This is a genomic window from Pseudomonas sp. 18173, assembly GCF_050432945.1.
Classification (GTDB): domain Bacteria; phylum Pseudomonadota; class Gammaproteobacteria; order Pseudomonadales; family Pseudomonadaceae; genus Aquipseudomonas.
This window is the reverse complement of the sequence record NZ_JBKFTN010000022.1, coordinates 23647-47504: the sequence shown is the minus strand read 5'-3', so window position 1 is coordinate 47504 and position 23858 is coordinate 23647. Positions and strand designations below refer to the sequence as shown.

General features: G+C 58.3%; 32 protein-coding genes. 5 read left to right on the top strand and 27 right to left on the bottom strand.

The genetic code is table 11. From position 1 onward, the window contains the following. Nucleotides 1-96 precede the first annotated feature (96 nt). Genes ACLD1X_RS22565 through ACLD1X_RS22555 form a run of 3 tightly spaced genes read left to right on the top strand, consistent with a single transcriptional unit; the run spans nt 97 to nt 3123 of the window. Nucleotides 97-861: an endonuclease/exonuclease/phosphatase family protein gene (locus tag ACLD1X_RS22565; protein ID WP_429371518.1), complete on the top strand. Its 765-nt coding sequence runs from the start codon at nt 97-99 to the stop codon at nt 859-861. Next, a complete protein-coding gene (clsB, locus tag ACLD1X_RS22560; RefSeq protein WP_429371418.1) occupies nt 858-2150 on the top strand; it encodes a cardiolipin synthase ClsB in 1293 nt (430 codons plus the stop codon). Before ACLD1X_RS22565 ends, clsB begins: the two co-directional genes overlap by 4 nt. Then, complete coding sequence (locus ACLD1X_RS22555) at nt 2137-3123, top strand: lysylphosphatidylglycerol synthase domain-containing protein (protein WP_429371416.1); 987 nt, start codon at nt 2137-2139, stop codon at nt 3121-3123. The genes clsB and ACLD1X_RS22555 overlap by 14 nt, the downstream gene beginning before the upstream one ends. Nucleotides 3124-3163: 40 nt before the next feature. Here ACLD1X_RS22555 and ACLD1X_RS22550 read toward each other — a convergent pair whose 3' ends face one another. The 3 genes from ACLD1X_RS22550 to ACLD1X_RS22540 form a co-directional block, all read right to left on the bottom strand. Further along, nucleotides 3164-3922 (bottom strand): alpha/beta hydrolase family protein, encoded by a 759-nt coding sequence (locus tag ACLD1X_RS22550; protein ID WP_429371414.1) that lies wholly within the window; start codon nt 3920-3922, stop codon nt 3164-3166. Further along, on the bottom strand, nt 3912-5021 hold the full coding sequence (locus tag ACLD1X_RS22545) for a DUF3182 family protein (RefSeq protein WP_429371412.1): 1110 nt from the start codon (nt 5019-5021) through the stop codon (nt 3912-3914). The genes ACLD1X_RS22550 and ACLD1X_RS22545 overlap by 11 nt, the downstream gene beginning before the upstream one ends. A gap of 188 nt (nt 5022-5209) precedes the next feature. Then, on the bottom strand, nt 5210-6202 hold the full coding sequence (locus ACLD1X_RS22540; protein WP_429371410.1) for a GlxA family transcriptional regulator: 993 nt from the start codon (nt 6200-6202) through the stop codon (nt 5210-5212). Nucleotides 6203-6303: 101 nt separating this feature from the next. On the opposite strand from ACLD1X_RS22540, the gene ACLD1X_RS22535 reads away from it, so the two are divergent. After that, nucleotides 6304-6852 (top strand): cysteine hydrolase family protein, encoded by a 549-nt coding sequence (locus tag ACLD1X_RS22535; RefSeq protein ID WP_429371408.1) that lies wholly within the window; start codon nt 6304-6306, stop codon nt 6850-6852. Nucleotides 6853-6951: 99 nt separating this feature from the next. Here the strand turns inward: ACLD1X_RS22535 and ACLD1X_RS22530 are convergent, their stop codons facing one another. Further along, the gene (locus tag ACLD1X_RS22530) at nt 6952-7470 is read right to left on the bottom strand and encodes a single-stranded DNA-binding protein (RefSeq protein ID WP_413426437.1); all 519 of its coding nucleotides are present in this window, start codon (nt 7468-7470) and stop codon (nt 6952-6954) included. 9 nt (nt 7471-7479) lie between these two features. After that, on the bottom strand, nt 7480-8877 hold the full coding sequence (locus tag ACLD1X_RS22525) for an MFS transporter (protein ID WP_429371406.1): 1398 nt from the start codon (nt 8875-8877) through the stop codon (nt 7480-7482). A 191-nt stretch (nt 8878-9068) separates the two neighbouring features. On the opposite strand from ACLD1X_RS22525, the gene uvrA reads away from it, so the two are divergent. Then, nucleotides 9069-11903, top strand: a complete 2835-nt coding sequence (gene uvrA / locus ACLD1X_RS22520) for an excinuclease ABC subunit UvrA (protein ID WP_429371404.1) — start codon at nt 9069-9071, stop codon at nt 11901-11903. A 64-nt stretch (nt 11904-11967) separates the two neighbouring features. Here uvrA and bfr read toward each other — a convergent pair whose 3' ends face one another. The 22 genes from bfr to rplP all read right to left on the bottom strand — a co-directional run bounded on the left by bfr (nt 11968) and on the right by rplP (nt 23846). Beyond that, nucleotides 11968-12432: a bacterioferritin gene (bfr, locus tag ACLD1X_RS22515; protein ID WP_085727994.1), complete on the bottom strand. Its 465-nt coding sequence runs from the start codon at nt 12430-12432 to the stop codon at nt 11968-11970. Nucleotides 12433-12580: 148 nt separating this feature from the next. Beyond that, nucleotides 12581-14035 carry a catalase gene (locus ACLD1X_RS22510; protein ID WP_429371401.1) on the bottom strand — a complete coding sequence of 485 codons (1455 nt, stop codon included), beginning with the start codon at nt 14033-14035 and terminating at the stop codon, nt 12581-12583. 238 nt (nt 14036-14273) lie between these two features. Next, entirely contained in the window at nt 14274-14660 is a 387-nt protein-coding gene (gene rplQ, locus ACLD1X_RS22505; RefSeq protein WP_007970429.1) for a 50S ribosomal protein L17, read from the bottom strand. A 42-nt stretch (nt 14661-14702) separates the two neighbouring features. Then, complete coding sequence (locus ACLD1X_RS22500; RefSeq protein WP_007970428.1) at nt 14703-15704, bottom strand: DNA-directed RNA polymerase subunit alpha; 1002 nt, start codon at nt 15702-15704, stop codon at nt 14703-14705. Nucleotides 15705-15726: 22 nt separating this feature from the next. After that, the gene (gene rpsD / locus ACLD1X_RS22495) at nt 15727-16347 is read right to left on the bottom strand and encodes a 30S ribosomal protein S4 (RefSeq protein WP_003176404.1); all 621 of its coding nucleotides are present in this window, start codon (nt 16345-16347) and stop codon (nt 15727-15729) included. 18 nt (nt 16348-16365) lie between these two features. Continuing rightward, nucleotides 16366-16755 (bottom strand): 30S ribosomal protein S11, encoded by a 390-nt coding sequence (gene rpsK, locus ACLD1X_RS22490; RefSeq protein WP_002555466.1) that lies wholly within the window; start codon nt 16753-16755, stop codon nt 16366-16368. Nucleotides 16756-16785: 30 nt separating this feature from the next. Continuing rightward, complete coding sequence (rpsM, locus tag ACLD1X_RS22485) at nt 16786-17142, bottom strand: 30S ribosomal protein S13 (protein ID WP_009045849.1); 357 nt, start codon at nt 17140-17142, stop codon at nt 16786-16788. 130 nt (nt 17143-17272) lie between these two features. After that, nucleotides 17273-17389: a 50S ribosomal protein L36 gene (rpmJ, locus tag ACLD1X_RS22480; RefSeq protein ID WP_002555468.1), complete on the bottom strand. Its 117-nt coding sequence runs from the start codon at nt 17387-17389 to the stop codon at nt 17273-17275. Nucleotides 17390-17413: 24 nt separating this feature from the next. Beyond that, nucleotides 17414-18742 (bottom strand): preprotein translocase subunit SecY, encoded by a 1329-nt coding sequence (gene secY, locus ACLD1X_RS22475; RefSeq protein WP_003228718.1) that lies wholly within the window; start codon nt 18740-18742, stop codon nt 17414-17416. Further along, complete coding sequence (gene rplO / locus ACLD1X_RS22470; protein WP_003228720.1) at nt 18743-19180, bottom strand: 50S ribosomal protein L15; 438 nt, start codon at nt 19178-19180, stop codon at nt 18743-18745. A gap of 3 nt (nt 19181-19183) precedes the next feature. Then, nucleotides 19184-19360: a 50S ribosomal protein L30 gene (rpmD, locus tag ACLD1X_RS22465; protein ID WP_003176408.1), complete on the bottom strand. Its 177-nt coding sequence runs from the start codon at nt 19358-19360 to the stop codon at nt 19184-19186. Between the two features lie 2 nt (nt 19361-19362). Continuing rightward, the gene (rpsE, locus tag ACLD1X_RS22460) at nt 19363-19863 is read right to left on the bottom strand and encodes a 30S ribosomal protein S5 (protein ID WP_003186035.1); all 501 of its coding nucleotides are present in this window, start codon (nt 19861-19863) and stop codon (nt 19363-19365) included. Nucleotides 19864-19866: 3 nt separating this feature from the next. Continuing rightward, the gene (rplR, locus tag ACLD1X_RS22455) at nt 19867-20217 is read right to left on the bottom strand and encodes a 50S ribosomal protein L18 (protein WP_003186037.1); all 351 of its coding nucleotides are present in this window, start codon (nt 20215-20217) and stop codon (nt 19867-19869) included. Nucleotides 20218-20227: 10 nt separating this feature from the next. Further along, nucleotides 20228-20761: a 50S ribosomal protein L6 gene (gene rplF, locus ACLD1X_RS22450; protein WP_003176412.1), complete on the bottom strand. Its 534-nt coding sequence runs from the start codon at nt 20759-20761 to the stop codon at nt 20228-20230. Nucleotides 20762-20773: 12 nt separating this feature from the next. Next, a complete protein-coding gene (gene rpsH / locus ACLD1X_RS22445; RefSeq protein ID WP_003186040.1) occupies nt 20774-21166 on the bottom strand; it encodes a 30S ribosomal protein S8 in 393 nt (130 codons plus the stop codon). 209 nt (nt 21167-21375) lie between these two features. Further along, entirely contained in the window at nt 21376-21681 is a 306-nt protein-coding gene (gene rpsN / locus ACLD1X_RS22440) for a 30S ribosomal protein S14 (RefSeq protein ID WP_003176414.1), read from the bottom strand. A gap of 13 nt (nt 21682-21694) precedes the next feature. Then, complete coding sequence (rplE, locus tag ACLD1X_RS22435) at nt 21695-22234, bottom strand: 50S ribosomal protein L5 (RefSeq protein WP_003210069.1); 540 nt, start codon at nt 22232-22234, stop codon at nt 21695-21697. Nucleotides 22235-22254: 20 nt separating this feature from the next. Continuing rightward, nucleotides 22255-22569 (bottom strand): 50S ribosomal protein L24, encoded by a 315-nt coding sequence (rplX, locus tag ACLD1X_RS22430; protein WP_003186046.1) that lies wholly within the window; start codon nt 22567-22569, stop codon nt 22255-22257. An 11-nt stretch (nt 22570-22580) separates the two neighbouring features. After that, a complete protein-coding gene (gene rplN, locus ACLD1X_RS22425; protein ID WP_002555479.1) occupies nt 22581-22949 on the bottom strand; it encodes a 50S ribosomal protein L14 in 369 nt (122 codons plus the stop codon). Nucleotides 22950-22972: 23 nt separating this feature from the next. Beyond that, a complete protein-coding gene (rpsQ, locus tag ACLD1X_RS22420) occupies nt 22973-23239 on the bottom strand; it encodes a 30S ribosomal protein S17 (protein WP_003176419.1) in 267 nt (88 codons plus the stop codon). A 2-nt stretch (nt 23240-23241) separates the two neighbouring features. Next, nucleotides 23242-23433, bottom strand: a complete 192-nt coding sequence (rpmC, locus tag ACLD1X_RS22415) for a 50S ribosomal protein L29 (protein ID WP_002555481.1) — start codon at nt 23431-23433, stop codon at nt 23242-23244. Continuing rightward, the gene (rplP, locus tag ACLD1X_RS22410) at nt 23433-23846 is read right to left on the bottom strand and encodes a 50S ribosomal protein L16 (protein ID WP_003228729.1); all 414 of its coding nucleotides are present in this window, start codon (nt 23844-23846) and stop codon (nt 23433-23435) included. Before rplP ends, rpmC begins: the two co-directional genes overlap by 1 nt. Between the last annotated feature and the right edge of the window lie 12 nt (nt 23847-23858).

The following is a 23858-nucleotide window of genomic DNA, read 5'->3' as shown; positions in this document are numbered from 1 at the left end:
GCCGCCCCGCAGTCATCCAAAAACAGGGGCCGTCAGGCGGGAGGCGACATGACAGCGAATCACACCGATATTCCCGCACATTCAAGCGCAATCGACATGCGGGTACAGGATCCGTCCGTCACTTGTCGTTTCAAGGTGCTGACGGTCAATACCCATAAAGGTTTCACCGCGCTCAACCGGCGATTCATCCTGCCGGAACTGCGTGAAGCGGTGCGCAGTGTGTCTGCCGACGTGGTGTTTTTGCAGGAAGTCCACGGCACTCACGAACAGCACCCCAAGCGCTACACCAACTGGCCGACGATGCCGCAATACGAGTTCCTCGCCGACACCCTGTGGCCGCAGTTCGCCTATGGGCGCAATGCGGTGTATCCAGCGGGCGATCACGGCAATGCGCTGTTGTCGAAATTCCAGATTATCCGTCACGACAACCTCGACGTGTCCATCGGCGGTCACGAGAACCGCGGGCTCCTGCATTGTGTGTTGCGCCTGCCGGGTGACGACCGGGAAGTGCATGCCATTTGCGTGCACTTGGGGCTGCGCGAAAGCCACCGCAGGGCGCAACTGAAATTGCTTGCCCAGCGTCTGGATGCCCTGCCGGGCGACGCCCCGGTGATCGTCGCCGGGGATTTCAACGACTGGCGCCAGCGCGCCGATGCATTGCTCAAGCCAAGCGGTCTGCGCGAAGTCTTCGCTGCGCACCATGGCAAACCGGCGCGCAGTTTCCCCGCGCGTCTGCCGACATTGCGCCTGGACCGCATCTACGTGCGCAACCTCAAGGCCAGCCATCCGCAAGTGCTGACCACCCGGCCCTGGTCGCACCTTTCCGACCATGCCCCGCTGTCGGTGGAGATCGAGCTATGAGCAGCCAGTCGATGGAAAAAAACACCTTGCAAGACATCCCCGCCCCGCCGATCCGAGAGCCGACAGCGGTCGATGTCGAATATGGGTGGCAAGGCAGCAATCGCGTCGAGTTGCTGGAGAACGGCGAAGCGTTTTTTCCCCGGGTATTTGAAACCCTGCGTCGGGCGCAAAGTGAAATCCTGCTGGAAACGTTCATTGTGTTCGAGGACAAGGTTGGCAATGAGCTGCAACAGATTCTGATCGAAGCCGCTCAGCGCGGCGTGCGCACTACCGTCAGCCTCGACGGGTTTGGCTGCGGAGAACTGAGCACCGGTTTCCTCACCGCCCTGACCGCGGCCGGCGTGCACCTGCAAATGTTCGACCCGGCACCGAAACGCCTGGGCATCCGCACCAACTGGTTCCGGCGGCTGCACCGCAAGATAGTGGTGGTGGACGGCAGCATCGCCTTCATCGGCGGGATCAATTTTTCCGCCGATCATCTGGCCGACTTCGGCCCCGAGGCCAAACAGGACTATTCCGTGGAGGTGCAAGGCCCCGCGGTGGCCGACATCCATCACTTCGCCCTGCTGCAATGCGGTCGCCCGGTGCGGGCCAGATACTGGTGGCAGCGGCGCCGGATGCGGCGTTCGGAACTGGCCTTGAGCGATCACGATGGCCAGGTGCGGCTGGTGTATCGCGACAACGGCGAACACCCGTCCGACATCGAAGAAGTTTACCGCCAGGTGTTGCGCCAGGCACAACGGCGGGTGGTGATCGCCAACGCCTACTTCTTTCCCGGTTTCCGTTTACTGCGCGAGATCCGCAATGCGGCCCGCCGGGGCGTGGAGGTGCGGCTGATCCTGCAGGGCCAGCCAGACATGCTGGTGGCCAGGCTCGCCGCGCGCATGACCTACGACTACCTGATCAGGTCCGGGGTGAAGATCTACGAATATTGCGACCGCCCGCTGCATGGCAAGGTCGCGTTGGTGGATGAAGACTGGAGCACCGTCGGCTCCAGCAACCTCGACCCGTTGAGCCTGTCGATGAATCTGGAGGCCAACGTGCTGATCCGCGACCGTGGCTTCAATCGAACGCTGTTTGATCGCCTGGAAGACCTCAGCGATCACCACTGCAAGGTCATGTCTGCGGACATCGCGCCACGCGGACGTGTCTGGCACATGACCATCGGTTTCCTGGTGTTTCACTTCCTGCGGCATTTCCCGGCGTGGGCCGGTTGGTTGCCGGCGCATAAACCTCGCCTGAAACCAATCCCCCTTCCGACCGGGAGCGCTGACCATGAACCGCGCTGAGACCCACACCGCAACTCATGCCACAAGCGCCGGCAAGTCGCACTGGAAGCGCTGGAAACGGCCGTTGACGATGCTGTTTTTCCTGATGCTGATCGTGCTGTTCACGATGCTCGCCCAGCGTATCGAATGGAACGAAGTGTTCGACAACCTGGCCGACTTCAAGGTGCGCACACTGATCATCGCCTCGGCGCTGACCCTGGTGAGTTTTCTGGTGTACGCCTGCTTCGACCTGATCGGCCGCACCTACATCCGCCAGAATCTGACCTGGAAGCAGATCCTGCCCGTAGGGATCATCAGCTACGCCTTCAACCTGAACCTGAGCGCCTGGGTCGGCGGCATCGCCATGCGCTACCGGTTGTATTCGCGGCTCGGGGTCAGCAAGAGCAACATCGCGAAAATCCTTGGCCTGAGCCTGGCGACCAACTGGTTCGGCTACATGGTCATTGCCGGCGCCGTGTTCAGCAGCGGGCTGGTACGCATGCCGCCGGGCTGGCGACTCAGCAGTGGCGCGCTGCAAGGCGTGGGAGTCCTGTTGTTGCTGCTGAGCGCCGGATACCTGGTCGCGTGCCGGTTTGCCAAGCGTCGGGAGTGGGCGATTCGCGGCGTGGAGATCGACTTGCCGTCACTGCCCATGGCGGTGCTGCAACTGGCCCTCGGCGCTCTCAACTGGTCGCTGATGGCGGCGGTGATTTTCGTGTTGCTGCCGAGCAAACTGGACTATCCACTGGTACTGGGCGTGCTGTTGATCAGCGCCATCGCCGGGGTCATCACGCACATCCCGGCCGGGCTCGGCGTGCTCGAGGCAGTGTTCGTGGCGCTGCTGCAACACGAGGTTTCGCGGGGTAGCCTGGTGGCGGGACTGCTGGCTTATCGGGCAATTTATTTCATCGTGCCGCTATTGATTGCCCTGGTGATGTACCTGCTGGTGGAGGCCAGGGCAAAGTCATTGCGGATTGCGAAGAAACCCAAGTGATTGGCGATGGTCGCGATTGATCGCAGGAACACCTCCAATATCAGGACGATTGAATAATGCTCAACCGCTCCCCCACCACCATCTCGGTAATCCAGTCGACCAGGATCGAGGTGTACGCCTGCTGGGAAATCGGGTCGCTCAAGGCATGATCGGCGCCGTCGATGATGCGGTGGGTCAGTGAGTGCGTCTGCTGGCAGGCGGCCCGGTAACTCATGATCGTCGCGTGGGGCACGTAGTCGTCGGTCTCCGATTGCACCAGCAAGACGTCCCCGGTGAATTGCGAACAGGCATGCAAGGCGCGATTGCCATCGGCACGCACCAGGGTGCTTCGGTAATCACGCAGATCCAGCTTGTCCAGATCGCGTTTCGGCGTGTGCCATTGCTCGTCGCGATACAGCGCCGGCACCCGCAGCGCCAGCCAGCGCACCGGCCTGAGCGAGGTCAGGATCGAGGCCAGATATCCGCCGTAACTGGTGCCGACCACGGCAATCGCCGATGTATCGAGGGCCGGGTGTGCGAGCAAGCGGTCATAGGCTGCCAGCAGGTCCCGCAGGTTATCTTCGCGCGTCACCCGGGACAATGGAATGCCGGTGCCGCCTGTGTGTCCACGCAGGTCAAAGGTCAGGCAGACACACCCCAACCCGGCGATGCCTTTGGCGCGCTCCAGGTCCCGCTCCTGACTGCCGCCCCAACCGTGTACGAAGAGCACGCCGGGGACTTTCGATTTGGGGCTCAGAAACGTCCCGCTCATCTGTTCGTTGTCGATGTCGATCTGGATGGATTCGCTTCTAGCCGTCATAGGATTCAACCGTCACGTACTTGAGGAGAAAGTCGCTGGTCTGCGCCGGCCCACGGAAAACCTCGATGGCATCTGCCGGAAGCGGCCGATCGATGTAGGTTTCCACCGAAGACACACGAACCGCGCACACCCCCGGATCGTTGACGAAGCTCTGCAAGGCCGCGACTTCGGCGCTGCTGGCACCGCCCATGCGCCAGGACTGTTCCAGCACACCACTGCGCGGCTGGCCGTTGCTGTCCAGGCCCTGGGCGATGTCGTAATTGCGCCGCGAGGCATAAAAACCGGGAAAGGCTTCATCCGCCGCGTTGTCGAATACTTGTGCCTGACGAATCGCCAGGCGCACGTCTTGCGGCAGATCCAGTTTCAGCAATTGGTCGTAGTCACCGGACACCACCAGCAGATCGGAACCGCCATACACCGAGTCGCCCTGTGCGTCTTCGGTCAGGTATTGCTCACCGCAGTAACTGAGCACCTTGTCGCCGATAAAACTCTGGCCGACGCTGTGGGTGATCACCTGGTCCAGGTCCTGCTCGAGCACCACGCCCTTGGTGAACAGGGCCTGAGCCTCTGGCCTGGCAAGCACTTGATCGAACTCGTCGAGGCTTTTGATCACTTCCTGACCGCGTCCGGCGCAGGCATGAATCGGCTTCAGGCGGATCGGTCCGGCGTGCAACAGATGCTCTGCCGCCGGGCGCGCATCCGCCAGGGAGAACACGCTGAGACCGTCGAGCACCACGCTGCGCACCCGCTCGGAAAACAAGGGCGCCCAGCCTTGCGGTGCATGGGCATGCTGGTTGAGCAGTCCGTGACTGATGGCTTTGGTGCAGATGAAGTCGTGGTCGACATAACCGCCCCACAAATCCTCCGGCCCCTTGACCCCCAGCTGCCGGGCAGCCGCAGCGCCCACCAGGGTCTGGGTCGGCAACAGGTACAGGTCGCGCCCGACGTGCCGTTGCGGGTCGTAACTGCCGCCGTACTTGAGCCCCAGTATCTGCGCCAGCCAGCGGGCCAGCGCACGGTTGGTCTCGACTTCGTGCGGTGGCGCATCGGCGATCACCGAATGGGCGAGCACCAGTTTCTTGCTGTTTGTCGGGGTCATGCATCCCCCTTCAATCGACGCTTGATGAATGTAGCTGAAGGGGTGCAGGGATCAGGCCAAGGCGCAGTGCATGGAAACGGTTTTCAAATCAGTCGGTTGGGTAAAGCGTGATGGCATGAGGCCTGTTTTATTCTGCACGACGCCCCTTGGCATTCCGGCATTTTGCACGACTTCCTGGGGAGACAGGCCTACCGTACTGCAGCACCCGGTGTCACCCCGAACCGCGTCCGATAATCACTCGGCGCCAGCCCGGTGATTTTCTTGAATGTCGCACGAAACGCTCCGGGGTCCTGATAACCCACGGTCCAGGCGATATGGTCGATGGTGCCGTTGGTGAACTCGAGCATTTCCCGGGCCTTGCCGACTCGCAGATGCTGGCAGTACTCAGTGGGCCTGAGCCCGGTGGCCGCACGGAATCGTCGCAGGAAGGTACGCTCTTCCAGGCCTGCCTTCTCGGCCATCGCCGTCAGCGATACATCGGTTGCCCCGGTGCTTTGCAGCCAGTGTTGCACCTTGAGGATTGCCGCATCGCCGTGACTGAGGATCGGCGCAAAATTACTGCCGCACTCACTGGCGCTGTCGCTGTGCTCCACCACCAGAAAACGCGCGGTATGGGTGGCAATGCTCGGTCCAAGCAGCCGATTGACCAGGCGCAAACCCAGTTCGGACCAGGCCATCAGCCCGGCCGTCGTAATCAGGTCGCCGTCATCGACAATCGGTGTATCGGCCTTGAGCCTGATCGCCGGATAACGTTCGGCGAAGGCTTTGGCCGAAGTCCAGTGAGTGGTGGCGCTGCGACCGTCGAGCAGACCGCTTTCAGCCAACAGGATAGAGCCCACGCAAACCCCGCCCAGTGTCGCGCCGCAGGCATGTTGCTCGCGCAACCAGCGGATCAATCCCTGTGGCGCCTGGCCCTCGGAAAAACCGCCGATCGACGGAGGAATCAGCACGGCCACCAAGGCGCGCTCCGGGCCAGGATGGCTGTCGAAGACCCGCACGGGCGGCTGATCACCCTCGACCTGCCAATGGCTGACCCGCAGCAGCGGCAACTGCGCAGTCTGATGCTCGGCGGCGATCCGGTTGGCCACCCCGAACAAGTCCGTCAAGCCATGCACCGCCGCCATCTGCGCGCCGGGATAGATCAGCACACCGAGTTCGGCGATTGCCCTTTCTGCGTCCATTGTCAGTTTTCCCCCTCTAATTGTCGGTGCGGCCAATCCCCGGACCGCCTGCCAACGCCAATACTTCATTCCACACCAACACACACTTCAAGGAAACAGTCATGGCCAAGCAAGCGCTCATCGTAGTCGATATCCAGAACGACTACTTCCCCCAAGGCAAGTGGCCACTGGTCGGTGCCGACGCCGCCGCAGACAACGCCGCACGCCTGATCAAGGCCTTCCGCGACGCCGGCGATCCAGTGGTGCATATCCGCCACGAATTCACCTCCGAAGAGGCACCGTTTTTCACCCCGAGCTCCGAAGGCGCGAAGCTGCACCCCAAAGTGCTCAACCGCGCCGACGAACCGGTGGTGCTCAAACACTTCGTCAACTCATTCCGCGAAACCGACTTGAAGTCGATCCTCGACGAGCAAGACATCAAGGAGCTGGTAGTCGTGGGCAGCATGAGCCACATGTGTGTGGACGGCATCACCCGTGCGGCGGCGGACTTTGGTTATAAGGTGACCGTGATCCACGACGCCTGCGCCACCCTCGACCTGGAGTTCAATGGGGTGACGGTTCCGGCAGCCCAGGTTCATGCGGCTTTCATGGCGGCCCTGGCGTTTGCGTATGCCAGCGTGGTGTCGACCAGCGACTACCTCGCGGCCTGAAGCAACGGCTTTTCACCACGAATAAAAAACCCGCACTTCAGACCGAAGTGCGGGTTTTGTTTTTCAACTTGCCACTTGTAGCTCGGGGCTTACAGCTGCTTAGAACGGAATATCGTCATCAAAGCTGTCGAAATCCGGAGCCGGCTGAGGAGCAGCCTGCTGTGGAGCCGGGCGCGACTGTTGCGGCGCCGACTGCTGTGGACGCGGAGCCTGCTGGCGCGGAGCGGATTGCTGGTAGTTGTTACCGCCGCCCTGAGCCTGTTGGTCGCCCTGTGGACGGCCGCCCAACAGTTGCATGGTGCCTTGCATGTCGACCACGATTTCGGTGGTGTAACGCTTGATACCGTCTTTTTCCCACTCGCGGGTCTGCAACTTGCCTTCGATGTACACCTGCGAACCTTTACGCAGGTATTCGCCGGCGATTTCCGCAACCTTGCCGAACATCGACACACGGTGCCATTCGGTCTTTTCGACTTTCTGACCGGTTTGCTTGTCGGTCCACTGTTCGCTGGTTGCCAGACTCAGGTTGGTCACAGCGTTGCCGTTCGGCAGGTAGCGAACTTCAGGATCCTGGCCGCAAGTGCCGACCAATATGACTTTGTTAACCCCACGGGCCATTACGTTCTCCTAGGCTACGCACGCTGCCCCGGCCGGGTTGTTCACCAGGCTTTCAAGGGTGGTGCGATCCAATAGTTCGGTGTCCAATTTGATGTAAATGGCCGCCTCATCAGCGACTATCACTGCATCTGTTACCCCTACGACAGCCTTCAGGCGCTCGACCAGACCCGCTTCGCGGATCGCCTCGGGCGACAACGGCAAGCGCAGGCTTGTCACGTAGGGTGGTTCACGCATGGTAACAGCAAAGGCCAGCCAGAGGGCAGCCAGACCGGCGCATCCGAGGAACACAACCGACAAACCGCCGTGCTGGAACAGCCAGCCACCTAGTATCCCGCCCAGTGCCGATCCGAGGAACTGGCTGGTGGAATAAACCCCCATCGCAGTGCCTTTGCCGCCCGCCGGTGAAACCTTGCTGATCAGCGACGGCAACGAAGCCTCCAGCAGATTGAACGCGGTGAAGAACACCACCGTACCGATCACCAGAGCCCGCAAGCTGTCGCCGAACTGCCAGAAGAATAGCTCGGTGAGCATCAGTGTCACGACGGCACCGAGTAAAACTCGTTTCATTTTGCGTTTCTTCTCGCCGTAGATAATGAACGGGATCATGGCGAAGAAAGAAATCAGCAGCGCGGTCAGGTACACCCACCAGTGCTGCTCCTTGGGCAGCCCGGCCTTCTCGACCAGCGCCAGCGGCAAGGCGACGAAGCTGGACATCAACATCGCGTGCAACACAAAAATGCCCAGGTCCAGACGCAGCAGGTCCGGATGCTTGAGCGTCGGGATCAGCGCCTGGCGCGCGACACCGGACTCTCGATGCTGCAACGGCCCGGTGGAGCGCGGCACCATGAACATCACGATCACAATGCCGAACAGCGCCATGCCACCGGTGGCGAGGAACAGCCCGGACAACCCGAAGGCGCGGGTCAGCAACGGGCCGACTACCATGGCCACCGCAAACGACAGGCCGATGGTCATGCCGATCATCGCCATGGCCTTGGTCCGGTGCTGCTCGCGGGTCAGGTCGGACAGCAAGGCCATGACCGCCGCGGAAATCGCCCCGGCACCCTGCAGGATTCGCCCGGCGATCACACCCCAGATCGAATCGGCATTGGCCGCCAGCAGACTGCCGAGGGCAAAGACGATCAGCCCCAGGTAAATCACCGGGCGTCGACCGATGCGGTCGGAAATGAAACCGAACGGTATCTGAAAGATGGCCTGGGTCAGGCCATAAGCGCCAATCGCCAGACCGATCAGGGCCGGCGTGGCCCCGGCCAGATCCATCCCATAGGTGGCCAGTACCGGCAACACCATGAACATGCCAAGCATACGGAAGGCGAACACCAGGGCCAGACCGCTTGCTGCGCGGGTCTCGCCGCCACTCATGCGCTCGCTGTGGGGATCGTGCATGGAAAAACCTCATGTGAACCGGCGGCGATTCTACCAGTCCCATCGATTGGCAGGGTATATCGCGACGCTTTGACGCGCATTGCTGACACACTCTTCATGCAAGACAGTAACCCTCTCGTTTGATAGTGTGCATCCATCCAGTATTTGGCCGTATACTCCTACGTTTTCGACGCCCGCCGAGCGAGGCCACCTTGGACAAGATCCTGATTCGTGGGGCTCGAACCCACAACCTGAAGAACATCGACCTGACCCTGCCACGGGACAAGCTGATTGTCATCACCGGCCTGTCCGGCTCCGGCAAGTCGTCCCTGGCTTTCGACACCCTGTACGCCGAAGGCCAGCGCCGCTACGTCGAATCGCTGTCGGCCTACGCCCGGCAGTTCCTCTCGATGATGGAAAAGCCCGACGTCGACACCATCGAAGGCCTGTCGCCGGCGATTTCCATCGAGCAGAAGTCGACCTCGCACAACCCGCGTTCGACGGTCGGCACCATTACCGAAATCTACGACTACCTGCGCCTGCTGTATGCACGCGTGGGTATTCCGCGTTGCCCGGATCACGACATTCCGCTGGAAGCACAGACCGTCAGCCAGATGGTCGACCTGGTCCTCGCCGAACCGGAGGGCAGCAAGCTGATGCTGTTGGCCCCGGTTATCCGCGAGCGTAAAGGCGAGCACCTGTCGGTTTTCGAAGAACTGCGCGCCCAGGGCTTCGTCCGTGCCCGGATCAACGGCAAGCTTTACGAGCTGGACGAAGCACCCAAGCTCGACAAGCAGAAAAAACATACCATCGATGTCGTGGTCGACCGTTTCAAGGTTCGCGCCGACCTGCAACAGCGCCTGGCCGAATCCTTCGAGACCGCGCTGAAGCTCGCGGACGGCATCGCCCTGGTGGCACCGATGGACGACGAACCGGGTGAAGAGATGATCTTCTCCGCGCGCTTCGCCTGCCCGATCTGCGGCCACGCGATCAGCGAACTGGAACCCAAGCTGTTCTCCTTCAACAACCCGGCCGGCGCTTGCCCGACCTGTGATGGTCTGGGGGTCAAGCAGTTCTTCGACATCAAGCGCCTGGTCAATGGCGAACTGACCCTGGCCGAAGGGGCGATTCGTGGCTGGGACAGGCGCAACGTCTATTACTTCCAAATGCTCGGCTCGCTGGCTTCCCACTACAAATTCAGCCTGGAAGTTCCGTTCAACGAACTGCCTGCCGATCAGCAGAAATTCATCCTGCATGGCAGCGGTTCGCAAAACGTCGATTTCAAATACCTGAACGACCGTGGCGATATCGTCAAGCGCTCGCACCCGTTCGAAGGCATCGTGCCGAACCTGGAGCGACGCTACCGCGAGACCGAATCGGCGTCGGTACGCGAAGAGTTGGCCAAATTCCTCAGCACCCAATCCTGCCCGGACTGCCGCGGCACCCGCCTGCGGCGTGAGGCGCGCCACGTTTGGGTCGGAGAGAAAACCCTGCCGGCCGTGACCAACCTGCCGATCGGTGATGCGTCCGATTATTTTGGCGGGCTCAAGCTCACCGGCCGACGTGGCGAAATTGCCGACAAGATCCTCAAGGAAATCCGCGAGCGCCTGCAGTTCCTGGTCAACGTCGGCCTCGACTATCTGTCGCTGGATCGCAGTGCGGACACCTTGTCCGGTGGCGAGGCCCAGCGCATCCGTCTGGCCAGCCAGATTGGTGCCGGCCTGGTGGGCGTTCTGTACATCCTCGACGAACCCTCCATCGGCCTGCATCAGCGCGATAACGACCGGCTGCTGGGCACCCTCAAGCACCTGCGCGATATCGGCAACACGGTGATCGTGGTCGAGCACGACGAAGACGCCATTCGCCTGGCCGACTACGTGGTGGACATCGGCCCGGGCGCTGGCGTGCACGGTGGGCATATCGTCGCCGAAGGCACACCGGCCGAGGTCATGGCCCATCCGGACTCGCTGACGGGCAAATACCTGTCGGGGCGGGTGAAGATCGAAGTCCCGGCCAAACGCACACCGCGCAACAAGAAGCTTGCGCTGTCGCTCAAGGGTGCGCGCGGCAACAACCTGCGCAATGTCGATCTGGAGATTCCGATTGGCCTGCTGACCTGTGTGACCGGCGTATCCGGCTCAGGCAAGTCGACGCTGATCAACAACACGTTGTTCCCTTTGAGCGCTACAGCGCTCAATGGCGCCACCACCCTTGAAGCCGCCGCCCACGACAGCATCAAGGGCCTGGAGCACCTGGACAAGGTCGTCGACATCGACCAGAGCCCGATCGGTCGCACACCGCGCTCCAACCCGGCGACCTACACCGGGCTGTTTACACCGATCCGCGAACTGTTCGCTGGCGTGCCGGAATCCCGCTCCCGCGGCTACGGACCGGGGCGTTTCTCCTTCAACGTCAAGGGCGGGCGTTGCGAAGCCTGCCAGGGTGACGGCCTGATCAAGGTGGAGATGCACTTCCTGCCGGACATCTACGTGCCGTGCGACGTCTGCAAGAGCAAGCGCTACAACCGCGAAACCCTGGAGATCAAGTACAAGGGCAAGAGCATCCACGAAACCCTCGAAATGACCATCGAGGAAGCGCGGGAGTTCTTCGATGCGGTACCTGCCCTGGCGCGCAAGCTGCAAACGTTGATGGACGTTGGCCTGTCATACATCAAGCTGGGGCAATCGGCGACCACGTTGTCCGGTGGTGAAGCCCAGCGGGTGAAACTTTCCCGCGAGCTGTCCAAGCGCGATACCGGCAAGACCCTGTACATCCTCGATGAACCGACCACCGGGCTGCACTTCGCGGATATCCAGCAACTGCTGGACGTGTTGCATCGTCTGCGCGACCACGGCAACACAGTGGTAGTGATCGAACACAACCTGGACGTGATCAAGACCGCCGACTGGCTGGTGGACCTGGGGCCGGAAGGCGGTTCCAAGGGCGGGCAGATCATTGCCGTCGGCACGCCGGAGGAAGTGTCAGAGATGACGCAATCCCATACCGGTTATTACCTCAAGCCGCTACTGGAGCGTGACCGGGCTTAACCGGCCGCCATGAAAAAGCCCCTGTCACTTCATCAGTGACAGGGGCTTTTTTGTATCCGCGAAATCAGGCGTGGGACTGCAGGTAGTTCTCAAGCCCGATCAACTTGATCAGACCCAACTGCTTCTCGAGCCAGTAGGTGTGATCTTCTTCGGTGTCATGCAATTGCACCCGCAGCATTTCGCGGCTGACATAGTCCTTGTGCTGCTCGCAGAGTTTGATGCCTTTGCAGAGCGCGGCACGAACCTTGTATTCCAGGCGCAAATCCGCTTCGAGCATCTCGGTCACCGTGGTGCCGACATCGAGATCGTCCGGACGCATGCGCGGCGTGCCTTCGAGCATCAGGATCCGGCGCATCAGGGCATCGGCGTGCCCTGCCTCTTCTTCCATCTCGTGGTTGATTCGTTCGTAGAGCTTGGTGAAACCCCAGTCCTCATACATCCGCGAGTGGACGAAATATTGATCACGCGCGGCCAGCTCGCCGGTCAGCAACGTGTTGAGGTAATCGATCACATCTGGGTGGCCTAGCATCGCCCTACATCTCCCTGCTTGAAAGTTGTAGTTTGAACCAACATCCCCATATCGTCACTCGAAAGCCGCAATAAAAGCGAAGATATTCTGAGAAAACCGGCTGAAATAACGCAAAAACCGCCCAAACAAGGGCGGTTCTGCTTCTCATTTAGACTTCGTTAAGCTGTACGTTGAGCAGCTTTGCGATTGCTTCTCCATACGCCGGGTCAGCCTTGAAGAAATGCTGCAACTGGCGGTCAACCACGTCACTCGACACACCCGCCATCGCACCGGCGATGTTACTGACCAGCAGCGATTTCTGCTCCTCAGACATCAGGCGAAACAAAGCGCCGGCGTGACTGTAGTAATCAGTATCTTCACGGTGGTCGTAACGATCGGCGGCACCACTGAGAGTCAACGCGGGTTCTGCGTAACGAGGCGCCTGCTTCGGCGACTCGATGTAGCTGTTTGGCTCGTAGTTAGGCGCGGCACCACCGTTGCTTCCAAAGGCCATCGAACCGTCGCGCTGGTACGTATTGACCGGGCTGCGAGGCGCGTTCACCGGCAGTTGCTGGTGATTGGTGCCGACGCGGTAGCGGTGAGCATCCGCGTAGGCGAACACCCGACCTTGCAGCATGCGATCCGGTGAGAGACCAACCCCCGGAATCATGTTGCTAGGACCGAACGCCGCTTGCTCGACTTCCGCGAAGTAATTCTGCGGATTGCGATTGAGCTCCAGCTCGCCGACTTCAATCAGCGGAAATTCTTTCTGCGACCAGGTCTTGGTGACATCAAACGGGTTCTCGTAGTGCGCCGCCGCCTGAGCCTCGCTCATGACCTGGATGCACACGCTCCATTTCGGGAAATCACCCTGCTCGATGGCATTGAACAGGTCACGCTGGGCGTAATCCGGATCGGTACCCGCCAGGCGCGCAGCCTCGGCAGGCGCCAGGTTCTTGATCCCTTGCTGAGTCTTGTAGTGCCACTTCACCCAGTGACGCTCGCCTTGAGCGTTGATAAGGCTGTAGGTGTGGCTGCCAAAGCCGTGCATGTGGCGGTATCCGTCAGGGATACCCCGGTCGGAGAACAGGATGGTGACCTGGTGCAGCGCCTCGGGCGAATGCGACCAGAAGTCCCACATCGCCTGGGCACTCTTCAGGTTGCTTTGCGGCAAACGCTTCTGGGTGTGGATAAAGTCTGGAAACTTCAGAGGATCGCGAATGAAGAACACTGGTGTGTTGTTGCCGACGATGTCCCAGTTGCCTTCCTCGGTGTAAAACTTCAAGGCAAACCCGCGCGGATCACGTTCGGTATCGGCCGAACCGCGCTCACCACCCACGGTGGAAAACCGCAGGAAGGTGGGGGTCTGCTTGCCGACTGCATCAAACAGCCGGGCACTGGTGTATTGAGTGATATCGCGCGTCACGGTGAACGTACCGTAAGCACCCGAGCCTTTGGCGTGCACACGGCGCTCGGGGATGTTTTCACGGTTGAAATGGGCAAGCTTCTCGATCAGGTGAAAGTCGTCGAGCAGCAGCGGGCCGCGAGGGCCGGCAGAACGGGAATTCTGGTTATCGGCAACAGGAGCGCCGCTGGCGGTAGTAAGCGTTGTGTTCTGACTCATGCGATCTTCCTTCCTCTGTCGGTCTTGAACTGCCGGCTAATCGGCTGAAAAGGAGTATTGATCATCAATATGACAGCTACAAATTCATTAACTTGCAGACATCAATAGAAAAATACTAATGACCATCCCCGTCACATCATGACGACACAGACGAAAGAGGCGCTTGTACAAACGACGCTTTTCTTACGGGCACAAAAAACCGGGCACTAGGCCCGGTTTTTTGTTTCAGACTGACGTCTTACTCGGCAGATACAGCTTCGCCAGCAGTAGCACGATCAACCAACTCGACGTACGCCATAGGCGCGTTGTCGCCAGCGCGGAAACCGCACTTGAGGATGCGCAGGTAGCCACCCTCACGGGTAGCGTAACGCTTGCCCAGGTCGTTGAAGAGCTTACCAACGATAGCTTTCGAACGAGTACGGTCGAAAGCCAGACGACGGTTAGCAACGCTGTCTGTCTTGGCCAGAGTGATCAGCGGCTCGGCAACGCGGCGCAGTTCTTTGGCTTTTGGCAGAGTAGTTTTGATCAGCTCGTGCTCGAACAGCGACACCGCCATGTTTTGGAACATGGCCTTGCGGTGCGAGCTGGTGCGGCTCAGGTGACGACCACTTTTACGATGACGCATGGTTCATTCCTTACCAAACACTACGTTCGGTGATTACGACGATCAGGCAGTCGCCTTGTCGTCCTTCTTAAGACTTGCAGGCGGCCAGTTGTCGAGGCGCATGCCGAGGGACAGACCGCGGGAGGCCAGAACGTCCTTGATTTCAGTCAAGGATTTCTTGCCCAGGTTCGGAGTCTTCAACAGTTCCACTTCGGTACGCTGAATCAGGTCACCGATGTAGTAAATGTTTTCCGCCTTAAGGCAGTTAGCCGAACGTACAGTCAGTTCCAGATCGTCAACCGGGCGAAGCAGGATCGGATCGATCTCGTCTTCCTGCTCGACAACCACTGGCTCACTGTCACCCTTGAGGTCGACGAACGCAGCCAACTGCTGTTGCAGGATGGTTGCAGCGCGGCGAATTGCCTCTTCAGGATCCAGAGTACCGTTGGTTTCCAGATCAATAACCAGCTTGTCCAGGTTAGTACGCTGCTCGACACGGGCGTTTTCCACCACGTATGCGATACGGCGAACCGGGCTGAACGAAGAGTCAAGCTGCAAGCGACCGATGCTGCGGCTTTCGTCTTCATCGCTCTGACGCGAGTCTGCCGGTTCATAACCACGACCACGAGCTACTACGAGCTTCATGTTCAGGGCGCCGTTAGACGCCAGGTTAGCGATTACGTGATCGGGGTTAACGATCTCGACATCATGATCCAGCTGAATATCGGCAGCGGTAACCACCCCCGAACCCTTCTTCGACAAGGTCAGCGTAACTTCGTCACGGCCGTGCAGCTTGATAGCCAGACCTTTAAGGTTCAACAGGATTTCAATTACGTCTTCCTGTACACCTTCGATGGCGCTGTACTCGTGGAGCACACCGTCAATCTCGGCCTCGACTACTGCACAGCCGGGCATTGAGGACAACAGGATGCGGCGCAGCGCGTTGCCCAGGGTGTGGCCAAAGCCACGCTCGAGAGGCTCGAGAGTGATCTTGGCGCGGGTTGGACTGACAACCTGCACATCAATGTGGCGGGGTGTCAGGAACTCATTTACCGAAATCTGCATGGATGCACCTATTTTCTAGCCCTTACTTGGAGTAGAGCTCGACAATCAGGCTTTCGTTGATGTCGGCGGACAGATCACTGCGAGCTGGAACGTTCTTGAAAACGCCCGACTTCTTCTCAGTGTCTACTTCTACCCATTCTACGCGGCCACGTTGGGCACACAGATCGAGAGCTTGGACAATGCGAAGTTGGTTTTTTGCTTTCTCGCGAACTGCAACCACGTCACCAGCACGAACCTGGTAGGACGGAACGTTAACGGTCTGACCGTTTACGCTGATCGACTTGTGCGATACCAGCTGACGGGATTCGGCACGAGTCGAACCAAAGCCCATACGGTATACAACGTTGTCCAGACGGCATTCGAGCAGTTGCAGCAGGTTCTCACCGGTTGCACCTTTCTTGCCAGCAGCTTCTTTGTAGTAGCCGCTGAATTGACGCTCGAGAACGCCGTAGATACGACGGACCTTCTGCTTTTCACGCAGTTGGGTGCCGTAGTCGGACTGGCGACCGCGGCGTTGGCCGTGGATACCAGGTGCTGCTTCAATGTTGCACTTCGATTCGATCGCGCGCACGCCGCTCTTCAGGAAGAGATCGGTGCCTTCGCGACGAGCGAGTTTGCATTTTGGACCAATGTAACGAGCCATTCTTTACAATCTCCTGGATTACACGCGGCGCTTCTTCGGCGGACGGCACCCGTTGTGCGGGATTGGCGTCACGTCGGTGATGCTGGCGATCTTGTAGCCACAGCCGTTCAAAGCGCGGACTGCGGATTCACGACCTGGACCTGGACCTTTGACGTTTACGTCGAGGTTTTTCAGGCCGTATTCCAGCGCAGCTTGACCAGCACGTTCAGCAGCTACTTGAGCAGCGAACGGGGTGGACTTGCGGGAACCGCGGAAACCCGAACCACCGGAGGTAGCCCAGGAAAGAGCGTTACCTTGACGGTCGGTGATGGTCACGATGGTGTTGTTAAAAGATGCATGGATGTGGGCGATGCCATCAACCACTGTCTTTTTAACTTTTTTACGAGGACGAGCAGCAGGTTTTGCCATGATTAAATTCCTGTCGATTCGCTGGGGCGATTACTTGCGGATCGGCTTACGCGGACCTTTACGGGTACGCGCGTTGGTCTTGGTACGCTGACCGCGTACTGGCAGACCACGACGATGACGCAGACCGCGATAGCAACCGAGGTCCATCAAGCGCTTGATTTTCATGTTGATTTCGCGACGCAGGTCACCTTCAGTGGTGAACTTCGCCACTTCGCCACGCAGCTGTTCAATTTGCTCGTCGCTCAGATCCTTGATCTTTGCGGCTGGGTTTACCCCAGTCTCTGCACAAATTTTCTGTGCAGTAGTGCGACCAACACCATAGATGTAGGTCAGCGAGATAACAGTATGCTTGTTATCTGGAATGTTAACGCCTGCAATACGGGCCATTCAGTGGGACTCCAATTGACAGCTACCTACGCCCCGGAAGCCAAGAAATAGGGCGCGAGATAATATCGCTGTAATAACAAATAATCAACCCGGCAGCGCACTAGCTGCCGGGCTTGAAGCACAATCACACTCAGCCTTGGCGCTGTTTGTGACGCGGTTCCGCGCTGCAAATTACTCGAACAACACCTTCGCGGCGAATAATCTTGCAGTTACGGCACAGCTTTTTCACCGATGCACGAACTTTCATCACCAACTCCTCGAACCTTATGGGTCAGCGCAGCATGCCGCTGCCGTAACCCTTCAGGTTGGCTTTCTTCATCAGGGATTCGTACTGGTGCGAAACGAGGTGCGATTGTACTTGGGACATGAAGTCCATCACAACCACGACCACGATCAGCAACGAGGTCCCGCCAAGGTAGAACGGTACGTTGGCTGCAACCACCAGGAACTGGGGCAACAGGCAGACGGCCGTCATGTAAAGAGCACCGAACATGGTCAAGCGAGTCAGAACGCCATCAATGTAGCGCGCAGACTGCTCACCTGGACGGATGCCCGGAATAAAGGCACCGGACTTCTTCAGGTTTTCCGCTACGTCTTTCGGATTGAACATCAACGCCGTATAGAAGAAGCAGAAGAAAATAATCCCTGCACTAAACAGCAGAATATTCAACGGCTGACCAGGAGCGATCGACTGCGAGATGTCCTGCAACCAGCCCATACCTTCAGACTGGCCGAACCAGGCACCCAACGAAGCCGGGAACAGCAAAATGCTGCTCGCGAAAATAGCCGGAATAACACCGGCCATGTTCACCTTCAGCGGCAAGTGGCTAGTCTGCGCGGCAAAGACCTTGCGGCCCTGCTGACGCTTGGCGTAGTGAACAGCGATACGACGCTGACCACGCTCAATGAACACCACGAAACCGATAATCGCTACTGCCAGCAAACCGATGGCAACCAGGGCAAAGATGTTGATATCGCCCTGACGCGCAGACTCGAAAGACTGCCCGATCGCTCTCGGAAGACCGGCGACGATACCCGAAAAAATCAACATCGAGATACCGTTGCCAACACCACGCTCAGTAATCTGCTCACCCAGCCACATCATGAACATCGCACCAGCCACAAATGTGGATACCGCGACGAAATGGAAGCCAAAGTCACCAGTGAACGCAACGCCCTGCCCCGCCAGACCAATGGACATGCCAATGGCCTGGACGAGAGCGAGGACGACAGTGCCGTAGCGGGTGTACTGGCTGATCTTGCGACGGCCAGCTTCACCTTCCTTCTTCAACTGCTCCAGCTGCGGGCTGACGGCGGTCATCAGTTGCATGATGATCGATGCCGAGATGTACGGCATGATCCCCAGTGCAAAGATGCTCATCCGTTCCAGCGCGCCGCCGGAAAACATGTTGAACAAGCTAAGAATGGTCCCCTCATTCTGTCGAAACAGGTCCGCGAGTCGGTCCGGGTTGATACCTGGAACCGGGATGTGTGCGCCTATTCGGTAGACGATAATCGCCAGGAACAGAAAACGCAGACGAGCCCAGAGTTCAGACATACCGCCTTTGCCGAGCGCAGAGAGAGCACCTTGCTTAGCCATTTATTCCTCGAACTTGCCGCCAGCTGCTTCGATAGCCGCACGCGCACCTTTGGTGGCGCCGATTCCCTTGCCGATAGTGACAGCGCGAGTCACTTCACCGGACAGCATGATTTTCACACGCTGTACGTTGACGTTGATCACGTTGGCATCTTTCAGGGACTGCACGGTGACGATGTCGCCTTCCACTTTAGCCAGCTCGGACAGACGCACTTCTGCGCGGTCCATGGCCTTCAGGGAAACGAAACCGAACTTCGGCAGGCGACGATGCAGCGGCTGTTGACCGCCTTCAAAGCCTGGAGCAATGGTGCCACCGGAGCGGGAGGTCTGACCTTTGTGACCACGGCCACCAGTCTTACCCAAACCGCTACCGATACCACGGCCCGGACGATGCTTTTCGCGACGGGAACCCGGCGCCGGACTCAGATCATTGAGTTTCATCGATTAACCCTCGACACGCAGCATGTAGTAAGCCTTGTTGATCATCCCGCGATTCTCGGGAGTATCCTGGACTTCTACAGTGTGACCGATGCGACGCAGACCCAGACCCTTAACGCACAGTTTGTGGTTAGGGATGCGGCCGGTCATGCTTTTGATCAGCGTAACTTTTACGGTAGCCATGATCAGAAGATCTCCTTGACGCTTTTGCCACGCTTGGCGGCAATGGATTCAGGAGACTGCATTGCTTTCAAACCCTTGAAAGTGGCGTGAACCACGTTTACCGGGTTAGTCGAGCCGTAGCACTTGGCCAGAACGTTCTGAACGCCAGCAACTTCGAGGACAGCACGCATAGCGCCGCCAGCGATGATACCGGTACCTTCAGAAGCAGGCTGCATGTACACCTTCGAAGCGCCGTGAGCGGACTTCATTGCGTACTGCAGAGTGGTGCCGTTCAGATCAACCTGGATCATGTTGCGGCGAGCAGCTTCCATTGCCTTCTGGATCGCAGCAGGCACTTCACGCGACTTGCCACGGCCGAAGCCAACACGGCCTTTACCATCACCAACCACGGTCAACGCGGTGAAAGTGAAGATACGGCCGCCTTTAACGGTTTTGGCTACGCGGTTAACTTGAACCAGCTTCTCGATGTAGCCTTCGTCGCGCTTTTGGTCGTTATTTGACATAACTTAGAACTCCAGCCCAGCTTCACGAGCAGCATCAGCCAGCGCCTTGACGCGGCCGTGGTACTTGAAGCCAGAGCGGTCGAAAGCCACCTGCGAGACGCCAGCGGCTTTAGCACGCGTAGCGACCAGCTGGCCAACCTTAGTGGCCGCGTCGATGTTGCCGGTGGCACCATCACGCAGTTCTTTATCCAAAGTCGAGGCGCTTGCCAGGACTTTGTTGCCGTCGGCCGAAATGACCTGGGCGTAGATGTGCTGCGAAGAGCGGAACACGCAGAGACGCACGACTTCGAGTTCGTGCATTTTCAGGCGTGCTTTGCGAGCGCGACGCAGTCGAGTAACTTTTTTGTCGGTCATTTGCTATGCCCTACTTCTTCTTGGCTTCTTTACGACGGACGACTTCGTCCGCGTAGCGCACACCTTTGCCTTTGTACGGCTCTGGTGGACGGAAGTCGCGGATCTCGGCGGCCACTTGACCTACCAGCTGCTTGTCGATGCCCTTGATCAGGATATCGGTCTGGCTAGGAGTCTCAGCGGTGATGCCTTCCGGCAGTTCGTAATCCACTGGGTGCGAGAAGCCAAGAGCCAGGTTCAGCACTGTGCCTTTTGCTTGCGCTTTGTAACCAACACCGACCAGCTGGAGCTTGCGCTCGAAGCCTTGGCTTACGCCTTGGACCATGTTGTTTACCAACGCACGAGTGGTACCAGCCATCGCGCGAGTCTGTTGATCGCCATTGCGAGCAGCGAAACGCAGCTCACCAGCTTCTTCAACGATCTCAACGGACGAATGGATGTTCAGTTCGAGAGTGCCCTTGGCACCCTTCACCGAAAGCTGTTGGCCTGCGAATTTTACTTCGACACCGGCTGGCAGCTTAACGGGGTTCTTAGCGACGCGAGACATGCTTATCCCCCCTTAGAACACAGTGCAAAGAACTTCGCCGCCGACACCGGCAGCGCGCGCAGCACGATCAGTCATCACACCCTTGTTGGTGGAGACGATAGACACACCGAGACCGCCACGAACTTTTGGCAGATCATCGACGGACTTGTACTGACGCAGGCCTGGACGGCTAACGCGCTTCACTTCTTCGATAACCGGACGGCCTTCGAAGTACTTCAGCTCGATGGACAGCAGAGGTTTGATTTCGCTGCTGATCTGATAACCCGCAATGTAACCTTCGTCCTTCAGGACTTTGGCAACAGCTACCTTCAACGTGGAAGATGGCATGCTTACGACGGACTTTTCAGCCATCTGGGCATTACGGATACGAGTTAGCATGTCCGCTAACGGGTCCTGCATACTCATGGGCTAGACGCTCCTAATACAAAAAAATTAGCCTTGCGGCTATTACGTGTCGCCGAGAATCTCCGGGCATGAAAAACACGGGCTCAGGCGAGCCGGGTATTCTAGACACACCCCAGAAATGAATCAAGCCCCAAAAGGGGCTTGATCCAGATTCAAGGCCACCGGTGGTCAGGATCTTGCGATCCTGGACACCGAGACTTTGACAGTACTTACCAGCTGGCTTTAACCAGACCTGGTACGTCACCACGCATTGCCGCTTCACGCAGTTTGTTACGGCCGAGGCCGAACTTGCGGTAAACGCCGTGTGGACGACCGGTCAGGCGGCAGCGGTTACGCATGCGCGAGGCGCTTGCGTCACGTGGCTGCTTCTGCAGAGCAACTGTAGCTTCCCAACGCGCTTCTGGACTTGCGTTCAGATCAACGATGATAGCTTTCAGTGCTGCACGCTTCTTGGCGTACTTGGCAACCGTGAGCTGACGCTTCAGCTCGCGGTTTTTCATGCTCATCTTGGCCATGGTCCTACTCCAATCAGTTGCGGAACGGGAATTTGAATGCACGCAGCAGAGCGCGGCCTTCATCATCGTTCTTGGCAGTGGTGGTCAGGGTGATGTCCAGACCGCGGAGAGCATCGATCTTGTCGTAGTCGATTTCCGGGAAGATGATCTGCTCTTTCACGCCCATGCTGTAGTTGCCACGACCATCGAAGGACTTGGCATTCAGGCCGCGGAAGTCGCGAACCCGAGGCAGGGAGATCGACAGCAGACGATCCAGGAACTCGTACATACGCTCACGGCGCAGGGTCACTTTGACGCCGATCGGCCAACCTTCACGGACTTTAAAGCCTGCGATGGATTTGCGAGCGTAGGTCACAACGACTTTCTGGCCGGTGATCTTTTCCAGGTCGGCAACAGCGTGCTCGATGACTTTTTTGTCGCCGATCGCTTCGCCCAGACCCATGTTCAGGGTGATTTTGGTAACGCGCGGAACTTCCATCACGTTCGAAAGCTTAAGTTCTTCCTTAAGTTTCGGTGCGATTTCCTTCCGGTAAATCTCTTTTAGTCGTGCCATGGTCTTCTACCTAGCAGTGTTCAAGCATCAACCGCTTTTTGGGTCGACTTGAAGACACGAATTTTCTTACCGTCTTCTACTTTGAAACCAACGCGGTCAGCCTTGTTGGTTTCGCCGTTGAAGATGGCGACGTTGGAAGCGTGCAGTGGCGCTTCTTTCTCGACGATACCGCCCTGTACGCCCGACATCGGGTTAGGCTTGGTATGACGCTTGACCAGGTTCAGACCACCAACAACCAGACGGTTGTCAGCAAGAACCTTCAGCACCTTACCGCGCTTACCTTTGTCTTTGCCGGCGATCACGATGATCTCGTCGTCACGACGAATCTTTTGCATGTCGGATCTCCTTACAGCACTTCTGGGGCGAGCGAGACGATCTTCATGAACTTCTCAGTACGAAGTTCACGGGTCACTGGCCCAAAGATACGGGTGCCGATCGGCTCTTGCTTGTTGTTCAACAGAACAGCAGCGTTGCCATCAAAGCGGATAATGGAGCCATCAGCACGACGTACGCCGTGACGAGTGCGGACTACAACAGCAGTCATCACTTGGCCTTTTTTCACTTTACCGCGAGGAATTGCTTCCTTGACGGTAACCTTGATGATGTCACCGATACCAGCGTAACGACGATGGGAGCCACCCAGCACCTTGATGCACATAACGCGGCGAGCGCCGCTGTTATCGGCCACATCGAGCATGGATTGAGTCTGAATCATATAATTTCTCCGACCCCTAGTCCTTAGACTTCCACAGCGCGTTCGAGAACATCAACCAGCGCCCAAGACTTGGTCTTGGCCAAAGGACGAGTTTCACGAATAGTGACTTTGTCGCCGATGTGGCACTGATTGGTTTCGTCGTGCGCGTGCAGCTTAGTCGAACGCTTAACGTATTTACCGTAGATCGGGTGCTTAACGCGACGCTCGATCAAAACGGTGATGGTTTTGTCCATCTTGTCGCTGACAACACGGCCAGTCAGCGTACGGACAGTCTTTTCGGCTTCAGCCATGATCACTTACCTGCCTGCTGGTTGAGCACAGTCTTCACGCGAGCGATGTCACGCTTAACTTGCGAGAGCAGATGAGACTGCCCCAACTGGCCAGTTGCTTTCTGCATACGCAGATTGAACTGGTCGCGCAGCAAGCCGAGCAGTTGCTCGTTCAGCTGCTGTGCGGATTTTTCACGAAGTTCATTCGCTTTCATCACATCACCGTCCGTTTAACAAAGGAGGTGGCGAGCGGCAGCTTTGCAGCAGCCAGGGCGAAAGCCTCACGCGCCAGCTCTTCAGAAACACCCTCGATTTCATACAGGACTTTGCCTGGCTGAATCTGGGCAACCCAGTATTCCACGTTACCCTTACCTTTACCCATACGAACCTCGAGAGGCTTTTTGGAGATCGGCTTGTCCGGGAATACACGGATCCAGATCTTGCCGCCACGTTTTACGTGACGGGTCAGAGCACGACGTGCTGACTCGATCTGACGAGCGGTGAGACGACCACGAGCAACAGACTTCAGCGCGAACTCGCCGAAGCTGACTTTGCTACCGCGCAATGCCAGGCCACGGTTGTGACCAGTCATTTGCTTGCGGAACTTCGTACGCTTTGGTTGCAACATTTGGCGTACCCC